Source organism: Sphingomonas sp., assembly GCF_026460985.1.
In the GTDB taxonomy this organism is placed as follows: domain Bacteria; phylum Pseudomonadota; class Alphaproteobacteria; order Sphingomonadales; family Sphingomonadaceae; genus Sphingomonas.
Genome location: NZ_JAPKNM010000027.1, coordinates 42,331 through 57,215, shown reverse-complemented (window position 1 = coordinate 57,215; position 14,885 = coordinate 42,331). Strand labels below are relative to the sequence as shown.

Below are 14,885 nucleotides of genomic sequence, written 5' to 3'. Positions count from 1 at the left end.
GTCTGAAATGCGTATCGATCTGATTCCGGTGGGCGACGATCCGCCGAACAACCTCAACGTCATCATCGAGGTGCCGACCGGCGGCGAGCCGGTGAAGTACGAGTTCGACAAGGCCAGCGGCGCGCTGTTCGTCGATCGCATCCTGCACACGCCGATGCGCTATCCGGCGAATTACGGCTTCGTGCCGCACACGCTCTCGCCCGACGGCGATCCGCTCGACGCGCTGGTGATCGCGCGCTCGCCCTTCGTGCCGGGCTGCGTCGTGCGCGCGCGCCCGATCGCGGTGCTCAAGCTCGAGGACGAGGCCGGCGGCGACGAGAAGCTCGTCTGCGTGCCCGTCGACAGCACCTTCCCTTATTACACCGACGTGGGCGAGCGGCAGGACCTGCCCTCGATCGTGCTCCAGCAGATCGAGCACTTCTTCAAGCACTATAAGGACCTCGAATCCCAGAAGTGGGTGCGCATCGGCGAATGGGGCGATGCCGAGGAAGCCAAGCGGATCGTGCTCGAAGCGATCGAAGCGGCTAAGAAGGCCAAGGAAGCGGCCGCCGCCTGAGCGCGCGCCGCAGGAGGGGCGGCGATGGACAGGAAGGACGCGCATCGACGGACGATCGGAAACCTGATCGCGCCGCCGCGCTTCCTTCTCTTCGTCGCCGCCACCACCGCCGGGCTGTTCCTCGCGATCCCGGCGCTCGGCCCGCGCTTCGGGCTGATGGCGGGGTTCGATCTCGGGGCGACATTGTTCCTGCTCGCCTGCCTGCCGCTGCTGTCCCATGAGTCGAAGCACATGCGCCAATCCGCGCTGCGCAACGACGCCAACCGCCTGTTGCTGCTGCTGATCACCCTTGCGGTGACCCTGGTCGTGCTCGCGGTGGTGGCCAGCGAGCTGATGCAGCCCGCCACGCCCGCGCGCTGGCCGCTGGCGCTGATCCTGGGCACGCTGGCCCTGTGCTGGACCTTCAGCAACACCGTCTATGCGCTGCACTATGCGCATCTCTTCTACAGCCCCGGCAAGGCCGGCGACGCGCGGGGCCTGGAATTCCCCGACACGCCCGAGCCCGATTACTGGGACTTCGTCTATTTCGCCTTCTGCCTGGGCATGACCTTCCAGACGAGCGACGTGACGGTCACCCAGGGCCGCCTGCGCCGCCCGGTCACCATCCAGTGCCTCGCGGCGTTCGTGTTCAACCTCGGCGTGCTGGCGTTCACGATCAACGTGCTGGGGGGATAGCGCCTGGCGCGAGTCCGCTATTGGTGGGTGCCCTTCTTAGCCCCTCCCCTGAAGGGGAGGGGCTTTAGATCGGGCTGGCCTCTACCGCTTCTTCGGCTTCTTCTTCGGCGCACGCTGCCCCGCGGCGATGCCGTGCGCAGCCCATTCGCGCAGCGCATCCGCATCGTCGTACACATCCGCGGGCGCGCGGCGGTAGTTCATCGTGTCGGTCATGCCGGTCGAGAAAGTGACGGTGAATCGCTCGCGATAGCCCGCTTCGTCCCAGAGCGCGTTGCTCTCCTCGTCGGCCTTGAACCAGAGCTCGCCGTCATGGACGATTCCGAAGATCGTGCCGTCCATGTAGAGCGTCGCGCCGCCCATCATCCGGCGCATCGTCACCTTGCCCACCGGCTCGAGCGCCTCGGTCACCCAGGCGACAAGGCCCTCGTCGACCGCCATCAATGCGCCGTGAGCTTGAGCCCGGCGATGCAGGCGACCACGCCGAGGATCAGCAGCGAGCGGAGCATCGTGAAAGGCTCTCCGAACCAGATCATGCCGATGATCACCGTACCGAGCGCGCCGATGCCGGTCCATACGGCATAGGCCGTCCCCATCGGGATGGTGCGCGAGGCGATCTCGAGCAGCACCATCGACAAGATCATCGTGACGAGGAAGCCGAGCGTCCAGGGGATGTTGCGGAACCCGTCGGCGAAGCGGAGGCAGGTCGTGAAGCCCACTTCGAAAAGGCCGCCCAGGACCAGCCAGACCCAGGCCATCGCCTATCGCCCGGCCAGCGCCGCGAGCGCGTCGCCCGCCACCCGCTGGACGCGCCACTCGTCCATGCCGACGGCGCCCATCGCGCGGTAGAATTGGATCGCGGGCTCGTTCCAGTCGAGCACCGCCCATTCGAAGCGGCCGCAGCCGCGGGTCAGCGCGATGCCGGCCAGATGCCGCAGCAAGGCAGTGCCGACCCCGGCGCCGCGCGCGGCGGGGGTGACGTAGAGATCTTCGAGATAGATGCCCGGCCGCCCGGTCCAGGTCGAGAAGTTCTGGAAGAACAAGGCGAAGCCCATGGGCGTACCGTCGACCTCGGCGATCACTGCCTCCGCCGCGGGCCGCTCGCCGAACAGGGCCGCCTCCAGCATCGGCTCGGTCGCCTTCACGGCATCGGGCTCGCGCTCGAACTCGGCGAGCTCGCGCACCAGCCGCAGGATCAGCGGCACGTCGGCGGGGGTGGCGGGACGGATATGAGTCATGGAAGAACAGCCTCTGCTTCGGGAGCGGCACCACGGCCGGCCTGCTTGCGCGCGGCAAGCAGGCAGCCGGCGACGATCAGGACGGTGCCGGCGATCGTGGCGACGGTCAGCTTCTCGCCGAACATCCACCAGCCCATCAGCGACGCCCAGATGAACGCGGTATATTCCACGGGCAACAGCACCTGTGCCTCGGCGCGGGCATAAGCCCAGGAGAGCAGCAGCAGCGAGACGATCGCCAGCAGCGCCGCCACGGCGATCCCCGGCCAGTGCTGCGCCGCCGGCACCGCCAACAGCCATGGCGCCGGCACGGCCAGCAGGCCGAGCACGAACAGATTCTGGTAGAAGGCGATCTCGAGCGGCTTGGCGAGCTGCGCCTGGTGCCGCGCGACGACGAGATTCATCGCATAGACCACCGCCGAGAACAGGATCGCGGCCATGCCGAGCACGGTATCGTGGCTGTGCGTTCCGCCGACCCGCCCGGCAACGACCACTGCGACGCCCGCGAGGCCGAGCAGCGATCCCCAAACCGATTGCGCGCCGATCTTCTCCTTCAGGAACAGCGCCGCCAGCCCAAGCGCGATCAGCGGTGCGATGAACGACAGTGCGATCGCTTCCGCCAGCGGCACGCGAACGATCCCCCAGAAGAACGAGATCGCCATCGCCGCGACGAGGACGCTGCGGCCGAGATGCGCCCGCATCGCGTCGCGCGTCGGTCGGGCCGGGCGTGTGACGGCGTAGACGCCGCCAGTCAGCAGCACCGCGACGCCGAGCCGCCAGACAAGGGTGTTGTACGCGCCGATCTCGATCGACACGGCCTTCATCACCGCGTCCATGATCGAATAGAGCGCGATCCCGGCCGACGCCGCGCCCAGAGCGATACTGAAAGGGACCCGCATGCCTGCGCGCATAGCGAGCGCGCGCGACCGCGTCACGTCCGCTCTACCTTACCGAACCTGCACGCACACCCGCGCGGGATTCGTCGCACGAAATGCCCCGCCCAGTCGCTGCCGCCCTATCCGCGAAGCCGCGCCCCTCGACATTGGAAAGGCCGCGATCGCGGCATGGGGAGAATGATGATCATCAAGTCGAAGTTTCGCGCTGTCGCCGCCTTTCTGACTGCGGCGACCTTCTTCTTCAACGGAAGCCAGGCAATCGGCCAGGACTATAACACCGCCATCTTCGGCCATGTGCATCTGCCCGAGGGGCATCACTGGCGCGGCACCGAAGTGCTCCTGTGCCCGGACTCGGCCGACACCTGTGATACCGAGGGCATTCGCGTTCCGGTCAAGGGCCGCGACACGCTGGCGGTCTCCGCGGAGTTCTTCAAGGACGGCCTGGATCCCAGCCGCCGCTATATGGTGGTCGGCCATCAGGACAATGATCGCGACGGCAATCCGACGCGCGGCGACCTGCTCGGCACCGTGAAGAACGGCGAGGCCGGCATCTTCCCCGGATCGAGCGGCGTCCGCATCATCCTCTCCGAAGTCAGGAACGCGCCGGCCGTCCAGGCCTCGGCACCGGCCCGCACGGGCGGCGGCGCGGGCGCGGGCGCGCTCGCCGGAACCTGGAGCCGCAGCGCTTCGGGCAGCCAGCTCGCCCTTCGTCCCGAACTTCGGCTGGTCGAGCGCAACGGCGGCATGGGCGCCGATACCCGATCGGTGATGCGCTATGGCTCGGCCAATGTGAGGCGGCAGGATCGTCTCAGCATCCAGGCCGATGGCAGCTTCACCTGGCTGATCGACGAGCATAAGCCCTATGGCTCGACCTGCACGATGCACGTGATCCAGGAAAAGATCGGCCGCGCCACCATCTCCGGCGGCAAGGTCACTTTCATGACCAATGGGGGCAAGGCGAGCACGACCAACAGCTGCACCGGCCGCAAGGACGAGATGCCCACGGCGCGCATCGTGGAAACCTATGATTTCAACAAATCGGGCGCCAGGATGACGCTGAGCGGAACCGGCGGGGTGAACTGGGTCTTCACGAAGAGCTGATCGCGGGAGCGACTCCCGCCGACTAACGCCGGACAGGGATCACTCCGCCGCCTGCGCGGCCGCCGCGTTCTCCAGTTCGATCTCGGCGGCCTTGGCCTCGACGAGCTTGACGATGTGCTCGATCATGTCGGCGTCCTGGACATGGTGGTCGGTCACGCCCGACAGATAGACCATGTGCTTGCCGTTGCCGCCGCCGGTGATGCCGATATCGGTCTCGCGCGCCTCGCCGGGGCCGTTGACCACGCAGCCGAGCACGCTGAGCGACATCGGCGTGCGGATGTGCTGGAGCCGCTCCTCCAATGCCTGGACGGTCCGGATCACGTCGAAGCCCTGCCGCGCGCAGCTGGGGCAGCTCACCACGCGGACGCCGCGATTGCGGATGCCGAGCGCCTTGAGGATCTCGAAGCCGACCCGGACTTCTTCCTCGGGCTCGGCCGAGAGCGACACGCGGATCGTGTCGCCGATCCCGTACCAGAGCAGCGAGCCGATCCCGATCGACGACTTGACCGTCCCGCCGACGAACCCGCCCGCCTCGGTGATGCCGAGGTGCAGCGGGCAATCGACCTGGTCGGCGAGCTGCTGGTAGGCGGCGACCGCGAGGAACAGGTCGCTCGCCTTCACCGCGACCTTGAATTCGTGGAAGTCGCGGTCCTGGAGCAGCTTGATATGGTCAAGCGCGCTCTCGACCAGCGCCTCGGGGCACGGCTCGCCGTACTTCTCGAGCAGGTCCTTCTCGAGGCTGCCGGCATTGACGCCGATGCGGATCGCGCAGCCGTTCGCCTTGGCTGCGTTGACCACTTCGTTGACGCGCTCGGCGCTGCCGATATTGCCCGGATTGATCCGCAGGCAGGCGGCGCCGGCATCGGCCGCCTCGAGCGCGCGCTTATAGTGGAAATGGATGTCGGCAACGATCGGCACGCGCGCAGCGCGGACGATCTGCTTGAGTGCCGCGGTGCTCTCCACATCGGGGCACGAGACGCGGATGATGTCGACGCCGGCATCCTCGCAGCGGCGGATCTGGTCGATCGTCGCGCGCGGATCGCTCGTCGCGGTATTGGTCATCGTCTGCACCGTCACCGGCGCGTCGCCGCCCACGGGGACATTGCCCACCATGATCTGGCGACTGGAACGGCGGACGATATCGCGCCAGGGGCGGACGGACATGGACTTCCTTGCTAACGCTTTGCTTACGTGGCTGCGCATATAGCCCTGCTGGCCTCGCCGCGAAAGGCGCGAGTGCCAGAGGATATTGGTTTGACACCGCCGCGCGCGACCATCGGCATTCCGCAGAGCCAGCGCCATTACGGCATGGACTGGCTGCGCATCGCCGCGTTCGGGCTGCTGATCGTCTATCATGTCGCGATGGTGTTCGCGCCCTGGGCGTGGGTGATCCACACCCCGCGCAGCTATCCCGCGCTTATCGCACCGATGGCGCTGCTGACGCCGTGGCGGCTGCCCCTGCTGTTCGCGGTCTCGGGATATGCCTCGCGCAAGCTCTTCGACCGGTCGGGCGGCGCCCTGCCCTTCGCCCACTCGCGCGCCGCGCGACTGCTGGTGCCGCTCGCCTTCGGCATGTTCGCGATCGTGCCCGTGGAGATGTGGGTGCGCGTGATGGAGACCGGCTATCCGCACGGTTATCTCCATTTCTGGGCGATCGACTATTGGCGCAGCGGCGAGTTCTATGGCCGCGAATTCCCTAGCTGGGAGCATCTCTGGTTCGTCGCCTATCTCGCCGCCTATACGCTGCTGCTCGCGGCTGCGATCGCGTGGCGCGGGGCCGCGGTCTTCGCATTGCTCGACCGCGCCGCGAACTGGCTCGCGCATGCAGGCCGGCTGCTCTGGGTGCCGATCGCCGCGCTGGCGACGCTGCGGCTCGCATTGCTGTTCGTCGTTCCCGAGCATCAGGGCCTGGCGAGCGACTGGAACGGGCACGGCCAATATGCGTCGATCTTCCTGTTCGGCTTCGCGCTAGCCGGGGCGCCGCAGCTCTGGCCGGCGATCGCCCGACTCTGGAAGGCCGCACTGGCACTCGCCGCGGCCGCGGGGGCGGTCGTCGTGGCGATCGAGCTCGCTTATCCCGGCACCGCGGTCCCGCCGCACGCGCTGATGGCGCTCGACCGGGCGGCGCGCGTGGCGATGGCGTGGAGCATGATCCTCGCGTTGTTCCACATCGCCGAGACGCAGTGGAACCGCGACCACGCCTGGCGCAAGCCGCTCGCCGAGGCCGTATTCCCCTTCTACATCGTCCACCATCCGGCGATCGTGCTGATCGCCTGGTACACGCTCCCGCTGGGGTTCGGTCCGGCCGCCGAGTTCGCCCTGCTCCTCGGCGGCACTGCGGCGGCCTGTCTCGCAGTCTATTTGATCGGGCGCCGGATCGGCTGGCTGCGGCCGCTGATCGGGCTTGCCTCAAAGCCCACCGCGATAGCGCCGGCTGCCGCGCAGCGTGGCGCCGCTCTCGAGCGTGACGGTGAAGTCGCCGCTCTTGTCGGTCTCGACGCTGCGCACCGCAGCGCGCCGGACGATCCGCCCGCGATGGATGCGCACGAAGCCCGGGCCTAGCCGCTCGGCCAGCGAGGCCAGCGTCGAGCGATGGAGCAAGGTCCGTCCGCTCCAGACGATCTCGACATAATTGCCCGCCGCCGACGCCGACTCGATCCTCGCGGCCGGAACGCGGTGGGTGACGCTGCCGTCGGAAACGACCAGCACGTCCTCCTCGTTCGACCCGGCCGGCGCGGGGCGGGCGAGCAACCATTGCGCATAAGCGAGGAACAAAGCCGCGAGCAGGTAAGTGGCGGCGTCCTTGCGATATTCGTAGAGCAAGGTCATCGGCCACGGCCCGAAATCGTAGCGCTCGCCGCCCGCCGCATAGACGAGCATGCGCAGCGCGACCATCGCGACGACATGGACCAGCGACACCGGCACCGTGGCGAGCGCGTGGAGCAGGATCGCGACCGGCCACGAGAAACGCGGCGGGCGCAGCCGCGCCACGAGCCAGCCGAGCACGGGCATCAACGCGAGCCAGACCACGACGCTGGTGAGCTGCCACGTCCAGACATGCACGCGGCTCTCGATCACCCCGAGCTTGGCCATGTCCTCGACCGTCGATTCGACATTGGCGATCGACTGGATCGCGAGGAAGCCGGCGAGCCCGGCGGCGAGCCACAGCAGCCGGCGCCGGCGAAGGCCCTCGCCGCTCGTCCCGCCTTCGCCGCCGTTCGTCCCTGCCCCGGTTTCGCCCATCCCAGCCCGTCCGCCGCTTCTCCCTTCTCGATACCGGGCACAGTCGCCGCTCGCTAGCCGGATGCGCATCAACCAGAGGAGGCGCTCGCCATGGAACGGCATTACGGGATGGACTGGCTGCGGATCGGCGCGTTCGCGCTGCTGATCCTCTACCATATCGGCATGTTCTTCGTGCCCTGGGGCTGGCACGTGAAGACCGCGGAGCCGCTCGACTGGGTGGAATTCCCGATGCTCGCGAGCAATGCGTGGCGGCTGCCCCTGCTGTTCACCGTCTCGGGATTCGCGACCGCCGCGGTGCTCGGCAAGTCGGCGGGTATAAGCCCTTTCCTGCGCGACCGCACCGCGCGACTGATCGTCCCCACATTGTTCGCGGCGGTGCTGATCATCCCGCCCCAGCCCTGGGTCGAGCTGGTGAGCCAGCATGGCTATGCCGGGAGCTTCTGGCACTTCTGGGCGAAAGACTATTTCGGCTTCCATGTGCTCGACGGGATCGTGCTGCCGACATGGCAGCATCTCTGGTTCGTGGTCTATCTGTGGGTCTATACGCTCGTGCTGGCCGCGATCCTTGCGCTGACCCCGGGCGCGGCGCGGGCGAGCTTCGCGCGGTTCGCCGACGATCTGCTGAGCGGCCCGGGACTGCTGCTCGTGCCCCTCGCCTGGCTGGCGGTGCATATGGCGATCGGCGGCCTGCGCGCGGAGCCGACGCACGCGCTGGTCGACGACTGGACCGCGCACCGCATGTATTTCCCGGCCTTCGCCTTCGGCTTCTTCCTCGCCGACGCGCCGCGGACCTGGGCGTCGATCCGGCGCTGGTGGCGGCTCGCGGGCGTGCTCGCGATCCTCGGCTATGCGGTGGTCGCCGGGATCCTGGTGGCGTGGATGACGGGTATCGTGCCCGATACCGCACTCCGCCTGCCGTTTGCGGGCGGTCGGCTGCTCATGGGCTGGTGCGCGATCGTCGCATTGATCGGGCTCGCCGACCGCTTCTGGAACCGCGACCATCGCTGGCGGCGGACGCTGACCGAGGCGGTGTTCCCCTTCTACGTCATCCACCAGACGATCATCGTGGTCCTGGGCTGGTACCTGCTCCGCTTCGCGCTGCCGCCAGCCCTCGAGTTCGTCGCCTTGCTCGCGGCAACCACGGCGGGGTGCTGGCTGTTCTACCTCGCCGGCCGCGAGGTCGGTTGGCTACGCCCGCTGATCGGGTTGCGCCCGCTGGCGCCGCGACCGCGATCTGCTAGGGAAACGGCATCGATCCCCGGAGTGCCGTGATGCGCCTCTTGCCCCTCTTGCTCGGAGCCCTTCTCATGCCGCTGGCTGCCCAGGCCCAGGACAAACCCAAATGGACCCTGGTGATCCATGGCGGCGCCGGGATCATCGAGAAGGGGCGTGTGACGCCCGAGCAGGAGAAGGGCATTGCCGCGGGCCTCGATGCCGCGCTCGACGCGGGATCGAAGGTGCTGGCGAGCGGTGGCTCTTCGCTCGACGCGGTGCAGGCCGCGGTGCAGGTGCTCGAGGACGATCCGCACTTCAACGCCGGCAGGGGCGCGGTCTTCACCTGGGACGGTCGGAACGAGCTCGACGCGGCGATCATGGACGGGCGCAACCGCGCCGCCGGATCGGTCGCGGGCATGACCACCACGCGCCACCCGGTCGCCGCGGCGCGCGCGGTGATGGAGAAGAGCCCGCACGTCATGCTCTCGGGTGCGGGCGCCGACCAGTTCGCGCGCGAGCAGGGGCTCGAGCAGGTCGAGAACAGCTGGTTCGCCACGCCCGAGCGCCGCCAGCAGCTCGAGAAGATGAAGGCGAACGACAAGCTCGGCTGGTTCGACGTCGACCTCAAATACGGCACGGTCGGCGCGGTGGCGATGGACGCCGAGGGCCATGTCGCCGCCGCGACGTCGACCGGCGGGCTCACCGGCAAGCGCTGGGGCCGCATCGGCGATTCGCCGATCATCGGCGCGGGCACCTATGCCGACGATCGCGCCTGCGCCGTCTCGGCGACCGGCGCGGGCGAGTTCTTCATCCGCGAGGGCGTGACCCACGAGATCTGCGCGCGCGTCCGCCTCAAGGGCGAGAGCCTGAAGCAAGCCGCCGACGCGGTGATGGCCGAGGTCAAGGCGCTGGGCGGCACCGGCGGGGTGATCCTGGCCGGCCCGAACGGCGAGATGGGCTGGAGCTTCAACACGCCCGGCATGTATCGCGGGAAGGTTTCTGCCGACGGGAAGCGCGTCGTCGCATTCTACGGCGAAGACTGACTCCCAATCCTCCCCCGGAGGGGGAGGGGGACCGCGAAGCGGTGGAGGGGTAGTCGCCACGAGCGACGTCGCTTGGGGAGACTACCCCTCCACCAAGCTGCGCTTGGTCCCCCTCCCCCTCCGGGGGAGGATTGGGTAAGGCTCGCTCATGATTCGCAAACTCGCGCTGCTGCTCGCCGCCATCCTCGGCTTCGCTGCCAATCCCGCCGCCGCCTATTGGGAATATGGCCACGAGACGGTGGCCGCGATCGCGTATCGCAACGTGACGCCCGCCGTTCGCGCGGAAATCGGCAAGCTGCTCAAGCATCAGTACCTGCTCGAGACGCCGACCTGCCCGGCGCGGACGATCGAGGAAGCGAGCGTCTGGCCCGATTGCATCAAGGAGCTGGGCCCGCGCTTCAGCTATGCATACAACTGGCACTATCAGAATGTGGACGTCTGCAAGGACTTCACGCTCAAGGGCAATTGCCCCGACGGCAATTGCGTGTCGGCGCAGATCGAGCGCGCGGTGAAGCTGCTCAAAGACCGCAAGGTGCCGGTGCGCGAGCGCGTGATGGCGCTGGCGTTCCTCGTCCATTTCGTCGGCGACCTGCACCAGCCGCTCCACGCCGGCGACCGCGGCGACCTGGGCGGCAACCGGGCGAAGTCGACCTATGGCATCTATTCGACCGACCGGCTCAACCTGCACAGCATCTGGGACGGGCTGCTCGCCGAGCGGGCGATCTCGACGCCGCCCTCGCTGGTGCGGGTCTATTCGCCCGAGGAGCGCGCCGCGGTGAACGGCGGGACGGTCGAGGACTGGAGCCGCGACAGCTGGCAGGTCGCGCGCGACGTGGTCTACGGCAGCGCCTATGGCGACCCGTGCGGGCCCGCTCCCCAGCGCGCCACGCTCGACGAGGCGAAGATCGAGAAGCTGATCGAACCGGCACGGCAGCAACTGGTCAAGGGCGGGCTCAGGCTCGCGCGGCTGCTGGACGAGGCTTTGGGGTAAAAAGCCCCTCCCCTTCAGGGGAGGGGTTGGGGGTGGGGCCTGTCAGTCTCACCGAGACCCTGGCCTGCCGCACTGCCCCACCCCAACCCCTCCCCTAAAGGGGAGGGGCTTAGAAGTGCTATTCTCTATCCCCCCAGCGCCAGCGCCAACCGCCGTCGGTCTTGAGCCAGCATAGCCAGAGCGCGCCGCCGAACAGGGGCAGGAAGAGGAGGTGGTAGAGTGCGCTGCGATCCTCGGCGAGCTTCTGGATGGCACCCGCCACCGCCAGCACGCCCAGGATCAGAACCCAGCCCTGCCAGGTCGCGGGGACGAAGCCCCAGCCATAGCGCTTCTGCGCGAACCAATAGCCCGGGCGGACGCGATACCAGTCGCGAAATTGTTGCCAGCTCATCCGAACAGCACTCCCGCCGCGATGCCCAGTGCGATCATCGCCACGACGGTGGCCAGCACATAGGGAAGTTGGCGCGGGTTGATATAGAACGCCATCATCACCTCGTGTCTCCTTATGAAATCCGCAGGGCTCAGCCTTTGGCGTAGCTTTCGAGAAAACCGCAGCGACCGCAGCGCCAGGTCTGGATCGGGTGTTGCGCGCGCCCGCTGAGCTTGACCCCACTCCAGAAGCTCTTCCTCGGCGCACCCTCCACCCACTGACTCACGGCACTGACATTAGGGCCGTTGTCGAGTATGAAGCCTTCGGTCATCGCGCCCTGGCATTTGGGGCAGCTGTTCGATCGCATCATTCACTCTCCTTGGGCGGCCGCCCGCGTTTCGCGCGCATCGGCTCCGCCAGCTTCACCCCGCGGCGGCCCAGCGCCTCGCGCAGCAGGCACTCGACCTGGGCGTTGACGCTCCTGAGGTCGCTCGCCGCGCTGCGCTCGATCGCCGCGTAGAGCGCGGGATCGAGACGCAGCGGGAACGCCTTTTTGGGGGGTGCCGACACGCTTCCCGCCTATTGGTACAACGAGCCCGCGTTGACGATCGGCTGGGTGTCGCGCTCGCCGCACAGCACCACCATCAGGTTCGACACCATCGCCGCGCGGCGCTCGTCGTCGAGCTCGACGACGTTCTTGGCCGAGAGTTGGGCGAGCGCCATCTCGACCATGCCGACCGCGCCCTCGACCAAAGTGGTACGCGCCGCGACCACCGCCTGCGCCTGCTGGCGCCGCAGCATCGCCCCGGCGATCTCCTGCGCATAGGCAAGGTGGGTGAAGCCGCATTCGTCGACGGTGATGCCCGCCACCACCAGCCGCGCGATCAGCTCGGCGCGCAACTCGCTGCCCACCTGGTCGTGATTGCCGCGCAGCGTGATCTCCTGATGTTCGAAATCGTCATAGGGATAGCGCGAGCCGATCGTGCGCACCGCCGCCTCGATCTGGACGTTGACGAAGGCGCGATAGTCGTCGACGTCGAACAGAGCCTGCGCGGTGTCGACGACGCGCCACACCACCTGCGCCGCCATCTCGATCGGGTTGCCGCGCAGATCGTTCACCTTGATCCGCTCGGAGATGATGTTGTTGGCGCGCACCGACACCTTCTTCTTGATCATCCAGGGCCAGGTCCAGCGCAGGCCGGTGGTGCGATCGGTGCCGCGATAGTCGCCGAACAGCAGGATCGCCGCCGCCTGGTTGGGCTGGAGCAGGTAGAAGCCGATCACGACGAACAGAAAGAGGATGGCCGAGGAAAACAGCATCAGAACCACGATTCCATCGGCGACGCGATCGATCTGGCCGATCGCCGCCGCCACGCCCGCGACCGGCAGCAACAGCACCAGCAGCATGCCATAGCCGCTCATGGTATGCGCCGCGCGCTCGCTGCTCTGCCGCAATGCAGGCGCCGCGCCACGAATGTCCGTCATCATAGCCTCCCGTTAATGTGATATCACTTTTATATCACACAACACCGAGTCGCAAGCGCAATCGGCGGACGCGCGAACGCCGCCGATCCGCGGGGATCGACGGCGCCCGAAAAGCCCGTGAGGGGCCGGTTCAGCTGATGACGATGGTCACCGCGCGGCGGTTCTGCGCCCAGCTGGCTTCGTCGGAGCCCAGCGCCAGCGGGCGTTCCTTGCCGTAGCTGATCGTAGTGATCCGCGTCGGCGAGACGCCGCGGGCCGCGAGATAGTTCTTGGCGGCATTGGCGCGGCGATCGCCCAGGCCGAGATTGTACTCGCGGGTGCCGCGCTCGTCGCAATGGCCCTCGATCGTGATCCGCGCCTCGGGATGCGCGACCAGCCACTGCGCCTGGCTGTCGAGGATCGCGCGCGCCTCGGGATCGATGTCGTACTGGTCGAGCGCGAAGTGCACGGTGTCGCTGGTGACCTCGCGCTTGAACTGCTCGTTGAGCCGGCCGGCGAGCGTATCGCTGCTCTCGCCGGTATCGGTCACCACCGGCGTCTCGGCCGGCGTCGGCGGCAGTTCGGGCGGGCGCTTCTTGGCGCAGCCCGCGGTGGCGACAAGCGCCAGGCCCAGGACCAGGCCGGTCGTCATCTTGCCCATCGTAATTCCTCCTCCATTCGTGATTCTATGTGCAACCCGCATGCGTAACGTTTCAGGGGCGAATCGGTCCCCAGCTGGGGTCCGAGCCGTCGAGCGGGGTGGGAATCTTGCGCGCGTTGACGCCGGTGAGGTCGACCGACCAGAGGTCCGGCCGGCCCGAGCCCTGCGCGGCGCGGAAGAACATCAGCACGCGGCCGTTGGGCGACCAGCTCGGCCCCTCGTCGCCCCAGGCGTTGGTGAGCAATTTCTCGCCGCCGCCGCTCGAGTTCATCACGCCGATGCGGAAGGCGCCGCCGCCGGTGCGGGTGAAGGCGATCAGGTCGCCGCGCGGGCTCCACACCGGCGTAGCGTAGCGCCCGCCGCCGAAGCTGATCCGCCGCTGGTTCGAGCCGTCGGCGTTCATGACGTAGAGCTGCTGGGTGCCGCCGCGGTCGCTCTCGAACACGATCCGCGAGCCGTCGGGCGAATAGCTGCCGCCGGTGTCGATGCCGGGCGCGTTGGTGAGCCGCTGGGGCGATCCGCCGCCGGCGCTGATGCGATAGATGTCGGTATTGCCCGCCACCGCCATCGAGAAGAGCACCCAGCGCCCGTCGGGCGAGAAACGCGGCGCGAAGTTGAGGTTGGCGTTGGTCACCAGCCGGCGGTTCGAGCGCGCGGCCATGTCATAGATCCAGATCGACGGGCGGCGGCCCTCATAGCTCATGTACACGATCGCGTTCTGCCGCGGCGACATGCGTGGAGTGATCACGATGTTCTGGCCGTTGGTGAGGAAGCGGTGATTGGCGCCGTCCTGGTCCATGATCGCGAGCTGCTTCCGCCGCTTGCCCTTGGGCCCCTGCTCGGCGACGTAGACGACCTGGCTGTCGAAATAGGGGCCCTCGCCGGTGAGGCGCGTGTAGATCGCGTCGGCGCATTTGTGCGCGGCGCGGCGCCAGTCGCCCGGCGAGACGACGAAGCCCTGGCGGACGAGTTCGGTCTGCGCGGCGAGATCGTAGAGGTAGCAGCCGATCGTCAGCGAGCCGTTGCCGTTGGCGCGGACATAGCCCTGGACCAACGCCTGCCCTCCGCTCCACCCGGCGTAATTGGGCTGGGTGACTTCCGAATAGGCGATACCGCGCGTCGCGCCGGGGCCGACGGTCTTGAACAGCCCGGTGTTGCGCAAATCGTCGTCGACGATCTGGGCGAGACGGCGGCCGAGCTCGTCGGTCGAACCCGCCGGGGTCTGGGTTACCGCGGACGTCGGCATCGCGGGGATCAGGATCGGCAATGGCGCCGACATGCCGCCCTCGACATCGACGACGAGCCCGCCCGACTGGTCATCCTGCGCGGGCGCGGGCACGGGGGGGATCTCCGGCACCGTCTCCTGCGCATAGGCGACACTCGCCGAGGCCGTCGCCAGCGCGACCATTGCGATCTTGAAGGTTCGCATCTCTCTCAT

Annotated in this window: 18 protein-coding genes and 1 pseudogene; 7 read left to right on the top strand and 12 right to left on the bottom strand. The window is 67.9% G+C overall.

Going from position 1 to position 14,885, the window contains the following annotated elements; translation table 11 throughout:
• Positions 1–7: 7 nt before the first annotated feature.
• Together ppa and MT490_RS05795 are read left to right on the top strand one after the other, a co-directional pair.
• Positions 8–556, top strand: a complete 549-nt coding sequence (gene ppa / locus MT490_RS05800; RefSeq protein WP_297385087.1) for an inorganic diphosphatase — start codon at positions 8–10, stop codon at positions 554–556.
• Between the two features lie 156 nt (positions 557–712).
• Positions 713–1,231, top strand: a complete 519-nt coding sequence (locus MT490_RS05795) for a DUF1345 domain-containing protein (protein ID WP_297385126.1) — start codon at positions 713–715, stop codon at positions 1,229–1,231.
• 81 nt (positions 1,232–1,312) lie between these two features.
• On the opposite strand, the gene MT490_RS05790 is transcribed toward MT490_RS05795, so the two are convergent.
• From MT490_RS05790 to MT490_RS05775, 4 genes are read right to left on the bottom strand one after another with little or no spacing between them, the layout of a single operon-like run.
• Positions 1,313–1,669, bottom strand: a complete 357-nt coding sequence (locus MT490_RS05790; RefSeq protein WP_297385085.1) for a TfoX/Sxy family protein — start codon at positions 1,667–1,669, stop codon at positions 1,313–1,315.
• The gene (locus MT490_RS05785; RefSeq protein ID WP_297385083.1) at positions 1,669–1,986 is read right to left on the bottom strand and encodes a multidrug efflux SMR transporter; all 318 of its coding nucleotides are present in this window, start codon (positions 1,984–1,986) and stop codon (positions 1,669–1,671) included. The genes MT490_RS05790 and MT490_RS05785 overlap by 1 nt, the downstream gene beginning before the upstream one ends.
• A 3-nt stretch (positions 1,987–1,989) precedes the next feature.
• Positions 1,990–2,466 (bottom strand): GNAT family N-acetyltransferase, encoded by a 477-nt coding sequence (locus tag MT490_RS05780; protein WP_297385081.1) that lies wholly within the window; start codon positions 2,464–2,466, stop codon positions 1,990–1,992.
• A complete protein-coding gene (locus tag MT490_RS05775) occupies positions 2,463–3,362 on the bottom strand; it encodes a DMT family transporter (protein WP_297385079.1) in 900 nt (299 codons plus the stop codon). The genes MT490_RS05780 and MT490_RS05775 overlap by 4 nt, the downstream gene beginning before the upstream one ends.
• 177 nt (positions 3,363–3,539) lie before the next feature.
• Between MT490_RS05775 and MT490_RS05770 the strand changes: the two genes are divergently transcribed.
• A complete protein-coding gene (locus tag MT490_RS05770; protein ID WP_297385077.1) occupies positions 3,540–4,460 on the top strand; it encodes a hypothetical protein in 921 nt (306 codons plus the stop codon).
• Positions 4,461–4,499: 39 nt separating this feature from the next.
• Here the strand turns inward: MT490_RS05770 and ispG are convergent, their stop codons facing one another.
• Complete coding sequence (gene ispG, locus MT490_RS05765) at positions 4,500–5,624, bottom strand: flavodoxin-dependent (E)-4-hydroxy-3-methylbut-2-enyl-diphosphate synthase (protein WP_297385075.1); 1,125 nt, start codon at positions 5,622–5,624, stop codon at positions 4,500–4,502.
• Positions 5,625–5,768: 144 nt separating this feature from the next.
• Between ispG and MT490_RS05760 the strand changes: the two are divergent.
• A pseudogene (locus MT490_RS05760) lies at positions 5,769–6,809 on the top strand (acyltransferase family protein); the annotation flags it as partial.
• Between the two features lie 60 nt (positions 6,810–6,869).
• Here the strand turns inward: MT490_RS05760 and MT490_RS05755 are convergent.
• The gene (locus tag MT490_RS05755; protein ID WP_297385073.1) at positions 6,870–7,703 is read right to left on the bottom strand and encodes a LytTR family DNA-binding domain-containing protein; all 834 of its coding nucleotides are present in this window, start codon (positions 7,701–7,703) and stop codon (positions 6,870–6,872) included.
• Positions 7,704–7,793: 90 nt separating this feature from the next.
• Here MT490_RS05755 and MT490_RS05750 point away from each other — a divergent pair, with 90 nt between their 5' ends.
• The 3 genes from MT490_RS05750 (at position 7,794) to MT490_RS05740 (ending at position 10,952) form a co-directional block, all read left to right on the top strand.
• The gene (locus tag MT490_RS05750) at positions 7,794–8,975 is read left to right on the top strand and encodes an acyltransferase family protein (RefSeq protein ID WP_297385071.1); all 1,182 of its coding nucleotides are present in this window, start codon (positions 7,794–7,796) and stop codon (positions 8,973–8,975) included.
• A gap of 35 nt (positions 8,976–9,010) precedes the next feature.
• Complete coding sequence (locus tag MT490_RS05745) at positions 9,011–9,961, top strand: isoaspartyl peptidase/L-asparaginase (RefSeq protein WP_297385069.1); 951 nt, start codon at positions 9,011–9,013, stop codon at positions 9,959–9,961.
• Positions 9,962–10,109: 148 nt separating this feature from the next.
• The gene (locus MT490_RS05740; protein WP_297385068.1) at positions 10,110–10,952 is read left to right on the top strand and encodes a S1/P1 nuclease; all 843 of its coding nucleotides are present in this window, start codon (positions 10,110–10,112) and stop codon (positions 10,950–10,952) included.
• A gap of 118 nt (positions 10,953–11,070) precedes the next feature.
• Here MT490_RS05740 and MT490_RS05735 read toward each other — a convergent pair whose 3' ends face one another.
• The 6 genes from MT490_RS05735 to tolB all read right to left on the bottom strand — a co-directional run bounded on the left by MT490_RS05735 (position 11,071) and on the right by tolB (position 14,885).
• Positions 11,071–11,343 (bottom strand): hypothetical protein, encoded by a 273-nt coding sequence (locus tag MT490_RS05735; RefSeq protein WP_297385067.1) that lies wholly within the window; start codon positions 11,341–11,343, stop codon positions 11,071–11,073.
• 130 nt (positions 11,344–11,473) lie between these two features.
• Positions 11,474–11,689 carry a PF20097 family protein gene (locus tag MT490_RS05730; protein ID WP_297385065.1) on the bottom strand — a complete coding sequence of 72 codons (216 nt, stop codon included), beginning with the start codon at positions 11,687–11,689 and terminating at the stop codon, positions 11,474–11,476.
• Complete coding sequence (locus MT490_RS05725; RefSeq protein WP_297385063.1) at positions 11,689–11,892, bottom strand: toxin-antitoxin system HicB family antitoxin; 204 nt, start codon at positions 11,890–11,892, stop codon at positions 11,689–11,691. Before MT490_RS05725 ends, MT490_RS05730 begins: the two co-directional genes overlap by 1 nt.
• 9 nt (positions 11,893–11,901) lie before the next feature.
• Positions 11,902–12,807 carry an SPFH domain-containing protein gene (locus tag MT490_RS05720; RefSeq protein ID WP_297385061.1) on the bottom strand — a complete coding sequence of 302 codons (906 nt, stop codon included), beginning with the start codon at positions 12,805–12,807 and terminating at the stop codon, positions 11,902–11,904.
• 130 nt (positions 12,808–12,937) lie between these two features.
• Positions 12,938–13,447 carry a peptidoglycan-associated lipoprotein Pal gene (pal, locus tag MT490_RS05715; RefSeq protein WP_297385060.1) on the bottom strand — a complete coding sequence of 170 codons (510 nt, stop codon included), beginning with the start codon at positions 13,445–13,447 and terminating at the stop codon, positions 12,938–12,940.
• A 52-nt stretch (positions 13,448–13,499) separates the two neighbouring features.
• Positions 13,500–14,885 (bottom strand): Tol-Pal system beta propeller repeat protein TolB, encoded by a 1,386-nt coding sequence (gene tolB / locus MT490_RS05710; RefSeq protein WP_297385059.1) that lies wholly within the window; start codon positions 14,883–14,885, stop codon positions 13,500–13,502.